Annotated in this window: 10 protein-coding genes; 5 read left to right on the plus strand and 5 right to left on the minus strand. The window is 67.9% G+C overall.

Translation table 11 applies throughout. The features are described from left to right. The first annotated feature begins 107 nt into the window (after nt 1-107). On the plus strand, nt 108-2,834 hold the full coding sequence (locus LZ605_RS16215) for a bifunctional acetate--CoA ligase family protein/GNAT family N-acetyltransferase (RefSeq protein ID WP_249842485.1): 2,727 nt from the start codon (nt 108-110) through the stop codon (nt 2,832-2,834). Between the two features lie 42 nt (nt 2,835-2,876). Here LZ605_RS16215 and LZ605_RS16220 read toward each other — a convergent pair whose 3' ends face one another. After that, nucleotides 2,877-3,257 carry a YbjQ family protein gene (locus LZ605_RS16220; RefSeq protein WP_107232596.1) on the minus strand — a complete coding sequence of 127 codons (381 nt, stop codon included), beginning with the start codon at nt 3,255-3,257 and terminating at the stop codon, nt 2,877-2,879. A 145-nt stretch (nt 3,258-3,402) separates the two neighbouring features. On the opposite strand from LZ605_RS16220, the gene LZ605_RS16225 reads away from it, so the two are divergent. After that, nucleotides 3,403-4,104, plus strand: a complete 702-nt coding sequence (locus tag LZ605_RS16225) for an alpha/beta fold hydrolase (RefSeq protein ID WP_249842486.1) — start codon at nt 3,403-3,405, stop codon at nt 4,102-4,104. 33 nt (nt 4,105-4,137) lie between these two features. On the opposite strand, the gene dkgB is transcribed toward LZ605_RS16225, so the two are convergent. Together dkgB and LZ605_RS16235 are read right to left on the minus strand one after the other, a co-directional pair. Next, nucleotides 4,138-4,947, minus strand: a complete 810-nt coding sequence (gene dkgB / locus LZ605_RS16230) for a 2,5-didehydrogluconate reductase DkgB (protein WP_249842487.1) — start codon at nt 4,945-4,947, stop codon at nt 4,138-4,140. A gap of 86 nt (nt 4,948-5,033) precedes the next feature. After that, entirely contained in the window at nt 5,034-6,248 is a 1,215-nt protein-coding gene (locus LZ605_RS16235; protein WP_249842488.1) for an MFS transporter, read from the minus strand. Nucleotides 6,249-6,353: 105 nt separating this feature from the next. Here LZ605_RS16235 and LZ605_RS16240 point away from each other — a divergent pair, with 105 nt between their 5' ends. Next, on the plus strand, nt 6,354-7,256 hold the full coding sequence (locus LZ605_RS16240; protein WP_249842489.1) for a LysR family transcriptional regulator: 903 nt from the start codon (nt 6,354-6,356) through the stop codon (nt 7,254-7,256). Nucleotides 7,257-7,416: 160 nt separating this feature from the next. Here LZ605_RS16240 and LZ605_RS16245 read toward each other — a convergent pair whose 3' ends face one another. Continuing rightward, entirely contained in the window at nt 7,417-9,537 is a 2,121-nt protein-coding gene (locus LZ605_RS16245) for a methyl-accepting chemotaxis protein (RefSeq protein WP_249842490.1), read from the minus strand. A gap of 184 nt (nt 9,538-9,721) precedes the next feature. On the opposite strand from LZ605_RS16245, the gene LZ605_RS16250 reads away from it, so the two are divergent. Both LZ605_RS16250 and LZ605_RS16255 read left to right on the plus strand, forming a co-directional pair. After that, nucleotides 9,722-10,177, plus strand: coding sequence for an Rrf2 family transcriptional regulator (locus LZ605_RS16250; protein WP_249842491.1), 456 nt, complete (start codon nt 9,722-9,724; stop codon nt 10,175-10,177). After that, entirely contained in the window at nt 10,167-11,072 is a 906-nt protein-coding gene (locus tag LZ605_RS16255; RefSeq protein ID WP_249842492.1) for an NAD(P)/FAD-dependent oxidoreductase, read from the plus strand. The genes LZ605_RS16250 and LZ605_RS16255 overlap by 11 nt, the downstream gene beginning before the upstream one ends. A gap of 112 nt (nt 11,073-11,184) precedes the next feature. On the opposite strand, the gene LZ605_RS16260 is transcribed toward LZ605_RS16255, so the two are convergent. Further along, nucleotides 11,185-12,405, minus strand: coding sequence for an RtcB family protein (locus LZ605_RS16260; RefSeq protein WP_249842493.1), 1,221 nt, complete (start codon nt 12,403-12,405; stop codon nt 11,185-11,187). Nucleotides 12,406-12,429 lie beyond the last annotated feature (24 nt).

The raw sequence follows: 12,429 nt of genomic DNA on the forward strand, positions 1-12,429 counted from the left end.
AGGTGCCCACCTTGGTGGGCTCGCGCCACGGTCACGCGGGGGTCAGAGCCCTTTCCTGAGGCAAGGGATCTGACCCCATCGCCATGGAATTTGGTTACCGTAGGCGCATGAGTACCTACCACCTGCAGTCCGTGTTCCGTCCGCAGTCGGTCGCGGTGATCGGCGGCAGCCCGCGTGAGCGCTCGGCCGGCCGCGCGGTGATGCGCAACCTGCGCGGCACCGGCTTCCCCGGCAAGGTGGCGTGGATCAACCCGCGGCATGCCGAGATTGATGGCATCCGCACGGTCAAGCGGCTGAAGGACCTGGACTGGGTGCCGGACCTGGTGGTGATCACCGCACCGGCGGCGATCGTGCCGCAGGTGGTGCGTACCGCCGCCGAGCGTGGCGTGCAGGCCGCGATCATCCTCACCGCGCACCTGGGTGAAGGCCCGGACTCGCTGTCGGCGCAGGTGGCGGCGGTGGCGCGCAAGCACGGCCTGCGCATCCTCGGCCCGCACTGCCTGGGCGTGATCGCGCCACACGCACGCCTCAACGCCAGCATCGCCGCGCATTTCCCGCAGGCCGGCGACCTCGCGTTGATCTCCGAATCCTCGGCCATTGCCGCTGCGCTGGTGGAGTGGGGTGTGGCGCGCTCGGTCGGTTTTTCTGCCGTGGTGTCGCTGGGTGACACGCTGGACGTCGACTTCGGCGACCTGCTCGACTACTTCGCCACCGACTACCGCACGCGCGCCATCCTGCTGTACGTCGAGCAGATCAAGGACGCACGCAAGTTCATGTCGGCCGCACGTGCCGCCGCGCGCGCCAAGCCGGTGGTGGTGGTGAAATCCGGTCGCGCCGAGCGCGTGCAGCCGGGCAGCCGCGATACCCATGTGCAGGCACTGGCGCGCGCCGATGATGTGTACGGCGCCGCGTTCAACCGCGCCGGCCTGCTGCGCGTGGGCGCGCTGGACGAACTGTTCACCGCCGCCGAATCGCTGGGCCGGCTGGGCACGTTCCCCGGCCGCCGCCTGGCCATTCTCAGCAACGGCGGCGGTGTCGGCCGGCTCGCCGTCGACCAGCTGGTGGCGCTGCGCGGTACCCTGGCACAGCTTTCCGACAGCACCGTGGAAACCCTGGACAAGGTGCTGCCACAGGGCTGGTCGCGCAGCAATCCGGTCGACATCGTGGTCGATGCCGACGGTGAGCGTTACGCCGCGGCGATCGAGGCGCTGCTGGCCGACAACGAGAACGATGCGGTGATGGTGGTCAACGTGCCGACCGCGTTCACCTCATCGGCCGACGCCGCACAGGCACTGACCCGCACGCTCGGCCTGCGCCCGCGTCACCACCGCGACAAGCCGGTGTTCGCGGTGTGGCTGGGCAACGATGACCAGGCCACCGCCACGCTCAACGCGGCGCGGGTGCCGACCTATCCCACCGAGGCCGAGGCCGTACGTGGCTTCCAGCATCTGGTGCGTTACCGCGAGGCGCAGAACGCGCTGATGGAAACGCCGCCCAGCCTGCCGCAGGACTTCAGTGTCGACGCGGCGGCGGCACGCGCGCTGGTCGATGCGGCGCTGGCCAACGGCCAGCAGTGGCTGGACCCGCTGGCCACCCACGAACTGCTCAAGGCCTACGGCATTCCGTCGGCGCCGGTGATGCACGCGCGCGATGCGCACGAGGCCATGGATCTGGCGCAACCGCTGCTGGAGCGTGGTGCCAGCGTGGCGCTGAAGATCCTGTCACCAGACATTCCGCACAAGTCGCAGGTCGATGGCGTGCGCCTGAACCTGGCCACGCTGCCGGCGGTGCAGAGCGCGGCCAACGCGATCCTGTCGCGCGCGCGACAGCTGCGGCCGGACGCGCGCATCGATGGCCTGCTGGTGCAGCCAACCATCGTCCGACCCAAGGCGCGCGAGATCATCGTCGGCATCGCAGATGACGCCACGTTCGGCCCGGTGATCGTGGTCGGCCGTGGCGGCACGGCGGTGGAAGTGATCAACGACAAGGCACTGGCGCTGCCGCCGCTGGATCTGCGCCTGGCCCATGAGCTGATCGGTCAGACCCGCGCCTCGCGCATCCTCAAGGCGTATGGCGATGTGCCGGCTGCCGACGAGCGCGCGCTGGCCCTGGCGCTGGTGAAGCTGGCACAGCTGGCCGCCGATATTCCCGAAGTGCGCACGCTGGACATCAACCCACTGCTGGTCGACAGCAAGGGCATCCTCGCCCTTGACGCGCGTGTAGCGGTGGCACCCTCGCGCATCCTGCACAAGGGCCGCGGCCATCCGCGCTTCTCGGTGTTCCCGTACCCGAAGGAGTGGGAGCGCACCATCGAACTGTCCGATGGCGGCCGTGCCTTCGTGCGCCCGGTGCGGCCGGAAGACGATGCACTGTTCCGCGCATTCTTCGCCCGGGTCAGCGATGAGGATCTGCGCCTGCGCTTCTTCCAGTCGGTGAAGCACTTCAGTCACGAGTTCATCGCACGCCTGACCCAGCTCGACTATGCGCGCTCGATCGCGCTGGTGGCGATCGAACCACGCAGCGGCGAAATGCTCGGCGCGGTGCGCCTGCACGCCGATGCCGATTACCACCGTGGGGAGTACGGCATCCTGATCCGCTCGGACCTGAAGGGCCACGGCATCGGTTGGCGGCTGATGGCGATCATGATCGAGTACGCCAAGTGGCTGGGCCTGGATGTGGTCGAAGGCCAGGTGCTGCGCGAGAACAGCACCATGCTGGCGATGTGTCAGAGCCTGGGCTTCAAGACCCGACTCGACCCGGACGACCCGACGGTGATGGTGGTGACCCTGCCGGTGCAGCAGGTCGAAGTGCCCGATGTCCCCCCGGTGGCGTGATCGCCGCCCATCGGTAGCGCCGGGCCATGCCCGGCGATCACCTCAACGCAGCGGCTCCACCACCACCGCCGTGCCGTAGCACAGCACCTCGGTCAGCCCGGTCATCACATCGGTGGCGTCGTAGCGCATGCCGATGATCGCGTTGGCGCCCAGCTGCCGCGCGTGCTTGACCATGTCGCGGTAGGTTTCCTCGCGCGCCTGCTCGCACAGCTCGGTGTAGATGGTGATGTTGCCGCCAAACAGGGTCTGGATGCCGCCAAGGAAATTGCCGACGATCGAGCGCGAACGCACGGTGATGCCGCGCACCACGCCCAGGTTGCGCACCACCCGATGGCCGGGCAGCTCGAAGGCGGTGGTGACCAGCGCGTCGTCGAAACGCAGGGCGGGCGGGGAGGTGGGGCTGCTGTTGTAGGGATCTGCCATGGTCGCGTCCGTGTGGGTGCCTTCTGCAGAGTCGAGCCGTGCTCGACCGCTCTGGGCTTTTCGTAGCGTCGAGCAAGCTCGACTCTACCGTGCAATCACCCGTTGCGGCATGGTTCCGTCACCCCGCTGGCGCGACAATGGCGCCATGACCGACCGCATCCCTCTGTTGCTGCTCCCCGGCCTGCTCAACGATGCCGAGCTGTGGCGTGCGCAGCTGGCCGACCTGGCCGATATCGCCGACTGCACGGTGGGCGACCAGACCCGTGGCGAGACCCTGCAGGCGGTGGCCGAGGATGTGCTGGCACAGGCGCCGCAACGCTTCGCGCTGGCGGGCTTCTCGCTGGGTGGTTTCGTCGCCCAGCAGATCCTGCGCATTGCACCGGAACGGGTGATGCAGCTGGCGTTGATCGATACCTCGATCCATGCCGATTCACCGGAGCGTGCCGAACAGCGCCGCAGCCAGCGCGCCAGCGTGCGCCTGCCGGGCAGGTTCCATGGCTTCGGCGATGCGCTGATGCGCAGCTACATCGATGCCTCGCGGCTGGACGACTACGTGCTGGTGCAGCGCGTGCGCGACATGACTGCCCGCCTGGGCGCGGAGGTGTTCCTGCGCCAGAGTGCGTTGGAGCGGCGCGATGGCCATGACGTGCTGGCCGGTTACCGCGATCGGCTGCTGATCGTGTGCGGTGCCAACGACCGCATCACGCCGCTGGCGGTGAGCGAGGAAATGCACGCGCTGGTGCCACATTCGCAGCTGGTGGTGGTGCCCGATTGCGGGCACCTGGCGCCGATGGAGAAGCCTGAAGAAGTCAGCGCGGCAATGCGTGGATGGTTGCTGCAGGCCTGATGGATCCGCCGGGCCATGCCCGGCGGCTGCTCTTCAGTCCCAGGCCGGCGCAATGCCTTCCGGGTTGGCCAGCCGGTGCCCTCGATCAAGCTTGGCGATCTGCGCCATGTCTTCGTCGGTCAGGCGGATCGCGGCCGCTTCCAGGTTGCTGGCCAGGTTCTCGCGCTTGGTCGAAGACGGAATGACCGAGTAACCCTGCTGCAATGCCCAGGCCAGCGCGATCTGTGCCGGCGTGGCCTGGTGGCGGCCGGCGATGGCCTGGATCACCGGGTCCTTGATCACCTCGCCATAGGCCAGGCTCATGTAGGCGGTGATGTGGATGCCGTTGTCCTGCAGGAACTTCACCAGCAGGCGGTTCTGCAGGTACGGGTGGATTTCGATCTGGTTGGTGGTGATCGCCTCGGCACCGAGGATCTCGATCGCCTTGCGGGTCTGGGCGATGGTGAAGTTGGAAATGCCGATCGCGCGGGTCAGGCCCTGCGCCTTGGCTTCGGCCAGCGCCGGCAGGTACTCCTCCATCGGCACGTCGACCTTGTCGTTCGGCGACGGCCAATGGATCAGCGCCAGATCGACGCGGTCGGTGCGCAGCTTTTCCAGGCTGGTACGCAGGCTGGCCAGCAGCGCATCGCGCTTGAACTCGGTGATCCACACCTTGGTGGTCAGGTACAGATCATCACGCGGCACGCCGGACTCGGCGATGGCCTGGCCGACTTCGGCTTCGTTGCCGTAGATCTGTGCGGTATCAATGGCGCGGTAGCCGACGTCCAGCGCATTGCGCACCGAGTCGATCACGGTCTGGTCCTTCAGGCGGAAGGTGCCGAGACCAAAAGCGGGGACAGTCATGTGAAGCTCCAAAGGGGGAGGGCGTCGCAGAAGGAAGAGGGTAGGACAGGTGCCGTATGCATGCCGGCAACGCTGCATTGCATGAATCAATGTGCGGCCACGGCAATGCCCTCGGCACGGTCATCGATACCGTCGCGACGGTCCAGGCGGCCGCTCAGCACGGTCAGTGCATACGCGCCCACCACCACCAGCGCGCCCAGCCACGGCGTATGCATCAGGCCGATATGCTCCACCACCAGGCCCCCTAGCGACGCGCCCAGCGCGATGCCGATGTTGAACGCGGCGATGTTCAGGCCCGAGGCCACGTCGCTGGCCTGCGGTGCGTAGCGCTGCGCCTGCTTGACCACGTAGACCTGCAGGCCCGGCACGTTGCCGAATGCCACCGCGCCCAGCGCCAGCACCGTCAGCAGCATCAGCCAGGTGTTGTAGGCGGTGAAGGTGAGCACGAACAGCACCATGGCCAGCAGCGCGAAGATGCGCTTCAGCGCCGGCACCGGGCCCATGCGATCGGCCAGGCGGCCGCCCCACAGGTTGCCGATCGCCACCGACACGCCGTACACCAGCAGCACCAGGCTGACCGCATTGGCCGAGAAGCCGGTGACGTCCTGCAGGATCGGCGCCAGGTAGGTGAAGGCCAGGAAGGTACCGCCGTAACCCAGCGCGGTCATCGCATAGACCAGCAACAGGCGCGGCTGCGCCAGCACCGCCAGCTGCTGGCGGAAACTGGCCGGCACGCTCTGCGGGAGGTTGCGCGGCACGAACAGCAGCGCGCCCAGCAGGGCGATCACGCCCAGCGCGGCCACAGCCAGGAAGGTGGCGCGCCAGCCCAGGTGCTGGCCGATGAAGGTGCCCAGCGGCACGCCGGTCACCAGGGCCACGGTCAGGCCGGTGAACATGATGGCGATCGCACTGGCCGCCTTTTCCTTCGGCACCACCGCAGTGGCGATGATCGAGCCGATCGAGAAGAACACGCCATGGGCCAGGCCGGTGAGGATGCGCGCAGCGATCAGCGAGGTGTAGCCCGGCGCCAGGAAGGCGATGACGTTGCCAACGGTGAACAGCACCATCAGCGCCACCAGCAGCTGCTTGCGCGGCACGCGGCCGGTCAGTGCAGTCAGCACCGGTGCGCCGATGGCCACGCCCAGTGCGTACAGCGAGACCAGCAGGCCGGCCGAAGGCAGGCTGACCTGCAGGTCGGCGGCGATGGTCGGGATCAGGCCGACGATGACGAACTCGGTGGTGCCGATGGCGAAGGCACCGAGGGTCAAGGCCAGCAGGGCGAGGGGAATGCCACGGATCATGGCAGGCTCCAGAGAGAGGGAAGGCGCGCAGTGTGCGCGGCCCACCTTTGCGGAAAAACCGGTCTTCACGCCAATCACTCTTGCCTGTCGGTCAATAATGGCGGCATGAAGACCACCCTCGACGAAATGCAGGCCTTCCTCGCCGTGATCGACAGTGGCTCGATCAGTGCCGCTGCCGAGCAGCTGGGGCAGACCCCTTCCGGCGTGAGCCGTGCGCTGGGACGGTTGGAGGACAAGCTGGGCACCACCCTGCTGACCCGCACCACGCGCCGCCTGCACCTGACCGCCGAGGGTGAGGCCTACCTGCGCCATGCGCGGGCCATCATCGACGCGGTGGAGTCGGCCGAGGAACAGATGGCCGCACGCCGCGAGCGTCCGGCCGGACGCCTGCGCGTGGATGCGGCGATGCCGTTCGTGCTGCACGTGATCGCGCCGCTGGTGTCCGGCTACCGCGCGCGCTACCCCGAGGTGCAGCTGGAGTTGAACAGCTCCGAGCGCTATATCGACCTGCTTGAACGGCGCACGGACCTGGCCATCCGCATCGGCCCGCTGACCGATTCCACCCTGCATGCGCGTTCGCTGGGGCGATGCCGGCTGCAGCTGGTCGCCAGCCCGGCCTATCTGGCCACGCACGGTGAGCCGGCCAGTGTGGCGGCGCTGGGTCAGCACACCCTGTTGGGCTTCAATGAACCGGAGTCGCTGAACCGTTGGCCGTTGACCGGTGATGCCGACGGTCAGTTGCTGGTACGCCCGGATATCGCGGTATCCAGCGGCGAAACCCTGCGCCGGCTGGCGGTGGAAGGGGTGGGCATCAGCTGCCTGTCCGATTTCGTCACCGATCGCGACCGTGCCGCCGGCACGCTGGTGCCGGTGCTGGCCGCGCAGACGCTGGCTGTGTATCAGCCGATCCACGCGGTGTACTACCGCAACACCGCGGTGTCGGCGCGGATCAGCTCGTTCCTGGATTACCTGGGTGAGGCGATGGCCAGGAGCGATTACCTGCGCTGAGGGTTGCGGCCGGGTCGTTGGGTTGCCGGCCAGCGGCCGGCACTACCGCAGGTTTCGGTGGGTGCGGACCGTTGGTCCGCACTGATCCTGCCGTCGCCCGACCAACGGTCGGGCGCTACCCCGTCTGGTAGTGCCGGCCGCTGGCCGGCAACCGGATCCCTCAGGCCGCGCGCGCCAGCGCGTCCTTCGCTGCGGCGGTGCTCGACAGGTCGAACACATCCACCGCATCGATCAGGCGGTTCGCCTGTTGTTCCAGGCTGCGCGCGGCGGCACTGGCTTCTTCCACCAGCGCGGCGTTCTGCTGGGTGGTGCCATCCATCTGGATCACCGTCTGGCTGACCTGCTCGATGCCCGCGCTCTGCTCCTGCGAGGCGGCGGAAATCTCGGCCATGATGTCGGTCACGCGCTGCACCGACGCCACGATCTCGGCCATGGTGCCGCCCGCTTCGCGCACGCGCTGCGCGCCGTGGCCGACCTGTTCCACCGAGGCTTCGATCAGCGCCTTGATCTCCTTCGCGGCACCGGCCGAGCGCTGCGCCAGCGTGCGCACTTCGCTGGCCACCACGGCAAAGCCACGGCCCTGCTCGCCCGCGCGTGCCGCTTCCACTGCGGCATTCAAGGCCAGGATGTTGGTCTGGAACGCAATGCCATCGATCACGCTGATGATCTCGGCGATCTGCCGTGATGAAGTCTCGATCGCGCCCATCGTCGCCACCACCTGGCCGACCACGCTGCCGCCCTGCGAGGCGACGCTGTGCGCGCCGATTGCCAGCTGGTTGGCCTGGCGTGCGTGCTCGGCGTTCTGGCGCACGGTGGAGGTCAGTTCCTCCATCGAAGCGGCGGTTTCTTCCAGATTGGCGGCCTGTTGTTCGGTGCGGCGCGACAGGTCGTTGTTGCCGGCGGCGATTTCCGCAGCAGCGGTGTGGATGTTGCCGGAGGCGTGCTTGATGTCGGTGACGATGGTCGCCAGCTGTGCGGCGGTGGTGTTGGCGTCGCCGGCAATGCGTGCGAACACGCCCTGGAAATCGCCATGCATGCGCGCGCCGAGGCGACCATCGGCAATCGCGCGCAGCATGCTGGAGACCTCGCCCAGGTTCAGCTCGGTGGTCTGCATCAGGCGGTTCAGGCCGTCGACCATCGCGCGGAAGTCATGCTCGAAGCGCGCGCTGTCGCCACGCTGGCTGAAGTCGCCGGCGGCGGCGGCTTCGGCCAGGCGACGGATCTCGCCATTGATCGCGCCGAGGTTGTGCTTGACCGCATCCAGCGCCTCGGTGATCACCGCCTTCTCGCCGGGCAGGCGCTCCATGTCCTGGCTGAGGTCGCCGATGGCATAACGGCCCATGATCGCGATCGCGCGCATTTTCACCCGGATGTGCGCATCGACCAGCGTGTTGCTGTCGGCCACCATGGTGCCGAACGCACCGGGGAAGGCGCTGGCGTCCATGCGGTGGCTGATGGTGCCGGCCTCATGCGCCTGCGCCATCGCGGTCTGCGCATCCAGTACGCCGCGCAGTGTGGACTGCACCGCCTGCATGGCCTGTGCCAGGCGGCCGATCTCGTCGCGGCTGCGCACCTGCACCACGTGCTGCAGGTCGCCGGCGGCCACCGCGCGGGCGGCCGCTTCCACCGCCAGCACCGGCTGCACCACGGCGCGTCGCAACCACCAGGCCAGTCCCATCAGCAGCAGCACCGCGGCCAGCACGGTCAGCGCCGCGCACAGCAGCAGGGTCTGCCGCGCCTGCTGCGAGCGCGCCGCCACCGCCGCTTCGGCCACCTGCGTGGCGTGCGTGCTCAGCGCGTCCAGGGCGCTCGCCACCGGGCGATCCTTGCCGCGCACCAGATTGTCGCCGGCGGCCGGCGCGTAGCCGGCTTCGGCGAAGGCCTGCAGCGCGGCGTGGTAATCGCGCTGCAGCTGCGCGTGCAGGCCGGTGAACGCCTGCGCCAGTTCGCGCGTGCGTGCATCGGGGCTGCTGGCCAGACCCTTGGCCAGCTGTTCGACCAGGCGGCCTTCGCTGTCAAAGGCATCCAGGTGCAGCTTGCGCAGCGCATCGTCGTGGCCACGCAGCAGCACGTTCTTCCATTCCTGCACCTGGCCGCGGAACTCGCGCTGCAGGCGTTCGGCGTCGCGGCTGTGCGCGACCTCGGGCGGAACTTCGGTGGACAGTTTCAACCAGGCAGAAGCCAGGCCGGCCAGGGCGCACAGCAGAACCACAGCCAAGCCAACGGAAACCGCGCCGAGCAGCTTGGACTGCAGCCGCGGCGCACGGGTGGACGCATTCATGTGGGAGCACTCTCGGGAAGGGGCGATGCGGTATCGACCGGTTTCGATCCCCTCTGAAGTGCGACGCTCATCACATTCGTGTTTCGTTCAAGGAGGTGAAGGAAACATTTCATAGGACAAATGTGTCCAGATGGAACTAAAGCAGACTCTCGACAGGGGATTTAAATGTAACTATGGTAGTTACATGAAATCCGCGAACCCGCTCTCCGACGCCCTGCACGTGATGGCCCACCTGGTCGGCCAGCAGGGCCCGCGCACCTCCGAACAGCTGGCCGCGTGCCTGCCGACGCACCCGGTGGTGATCCGCCGCCTGTTGGCCCAGATGCACAAGGCCGGGCTGGTGAACAGCACGCGCGGCCACGGTGGCGGTAGCCAGCTGGCACGCGAAGCCGCAGCGATCACCCTGCACGACATCTATCTGGCCGTCGGGGCGCCCGCGCTGGTGCAGGTCGGTACGCGCGATGCCGGCCGCGGTTGCCCGATCCAGCAGCTGGTCAACAACGCCCTGCTGGAGGGCGCGCGCGAGGCGCAGCGGCTACTGGAAGCGCGCCTGCAGGCGACCACGCTGGATCAGCTCGGCGCCGACTTCGCCCGTCATCTCGCTCATCATCGCTCCCTGGAAGGTCACCATGAATCCTGATGTGCTCATCGTCGGCGGCAGCTATGCCGGCATCGCCGCTGGCCTGATCCTCGCGCGTGCCCGTCGGCCGGTCACGATCATTGACGCCGGTTCACCGCGCAATCGCTTCGCCAGCCACTCGCACGGCGTGCTCGGGCTGGACGGCATCAGTGGCGCCGAGCTGCTGAAGACCGCGCGCCAGCAACTGCTGGCTTACCCCAGTGTGCGCTGGCTCCATGCCGAGGCCGTGCAGGCCGATGCCACCACCGACGGTGTGGAAGTGCGTACCGCCGATGGCCAGGTGCTGGCGGCGCGCAAGCTGCTGCTGGCCAGCGGCATCGCCGACCAGCTGCCGGTGTTGCCGGGCCTGGCCGAGCGCTGGGGCAGCACCGTGCTGCATTGCCCCTACTGCCACGGCTATGAAGTCGGTGGCGGCGCCATCGGCCTGCTCGGCGGTCATCCGATGTCGGCCGCCAAGGCGCCGTTGTTTGCCGACTGGGGCAATGTCACCTTTTTCAGCCAGGGCCTGGCGATCACCGACGAAGAGAGCGCCGCCATGCAGCAGCGCGGCGTGCAGATCGAGACGGTGCCGGTGGTGGCTGTGCACGGCGATCAGCCGACCTGGCTGGAAGTGGAGTTGGCCGATGGCCGCCGCATCGCGCAACGCGCGCTGTTCGTGCCGGCCACGCAGGCGATGGCGACGCCGCTCGTGCAGCAGCTGGGCTGTGCGTTGGCGGAGAGCCCGTTGGGCGTGCTGATCGAGGTCGATGCGATGAAGCAGACTTCGGTGCCGAACGTGTACGCCGCCGGCGATGCGACCACGGTCGGCAACATCACCCTGGCCATGGCCGAAGGCGTGCGCGCAGGCATCGGCGTGCATCACGCGCTCGTGGCCCAGGACAGCGTGCCGCGCTGAACGCACGTGTTCCGGTAGGTGCCGACCTTGGTCGGCGCTGTTTCATCCACGCAGTGCATGGATCCACCGCAATCGGGCGCGGTGGGTGCCGGCCTTGGCCGGCACCGTTCCATTACCCCTTCACGCACAGCACCTGCCGCAGCGTATGCACCACATCGACCAGATCCAGCTGCGCTGCCATCACATCGTCGATCGACTTGTACGCTGCCGGTGACTCGTCCAGCACGCCGCTGTCCTTGCGGCATTCCACATGTGCGGTGGCTTCGCGATGCTGTGCCAGCGTGATCTGCTGGCGTGCGGCGCCACGGCTCATCACCCGGCCGGCACCGTGGCTGCAGCTGTGGAAGCTGTCCGCGTTGCCCTTGCCGCGCACGATGTAGCTACGCGTGCCCATGCTGCCGGGAATGATGCCCAGCTCGCCTTCGCGCGCACTGACCGCGCCCTTGCGCGTCACCAGCAGTTCCTGCCCGTGGTGCGTTTCCTTCTGCACGTAGTTGTGGTGGCAGTTCACTGCCATTGCCGCCAGCTGGAACTTCGGCAAGCGGTGGCGCATCTCGGCCAGCACCCGCGACATCATCGCCTCGCGGTTCTGCCGCGCGTAGTCCTGCGCCCACGACACCGCCTCAACGTAGTCGTCGAACAGCGGCTCGCCTTGCATGAAGAACGCCAGGTCCTTGTCCGGCAGGTGGAAGCCGAGCACACGCCGTGCCAGTTCCTCGCGCGCCTTCTCGATGAAGTAGGTGCCGATCAGGTTGCCGGTACCACGCGAGCCGCTGTGCAGCATCACCCACACCGTGTCCGTCTCGTCCAGGCACAGCTCGATGAAGTGATTGCCGCCGCCCAGCGTACCCAGCTGACGGTCGAGCTTGTCGGTGCGGATCTTCCGATGCCTGTCCTTGATCTTCTCCAGCCCGGCGGCCAGCCCGGACTGCACCAGCCGGGTGTGGATGCTGTCGGGCATGCGCTGATGCTCGCCGCCGCGCCCATTGCCGACCGGGATGCTGCGCTCGATGCTGTTGCGCAGCTGCCGAAGGTCATCGGGCAGGTCGTTGGCGCGCAGCGTGGTACGCACGGCCGCCATGCCGCAGCCGATGTCGACGCCGACCGCGGCCGGGATGATCGCACCGCGGGTCGGGATCACCGAGCCCACGGTCGCGCCCTTGCCCAGGTGCACGTCCGGCATCACCGCCACCCACGGCCCGACAAACGGGATCGCGGCGATGTTGCGCAGCTGCTCGTGGGCCTGTGCCTCCAGCGGCACGCCGTTGACCCAGCCCTTGATCGGCGTGGTCCCCTCGGCGTGCAGCCATTGATAGTTCTGTTGCGTGTCCATTGTCTTGTTGAATGTCCTTGATGG

This window comes from Stenotrophomonas maltophilia (assembly GCF_023518235.1).
In the GTDB taxonomy this organism is placed as follows: Bacteria; Pseudomonadota; Gammaproteobacteria; order Xanthomonadales; family Xanthomonadaceae; genus Stenotrophomonas.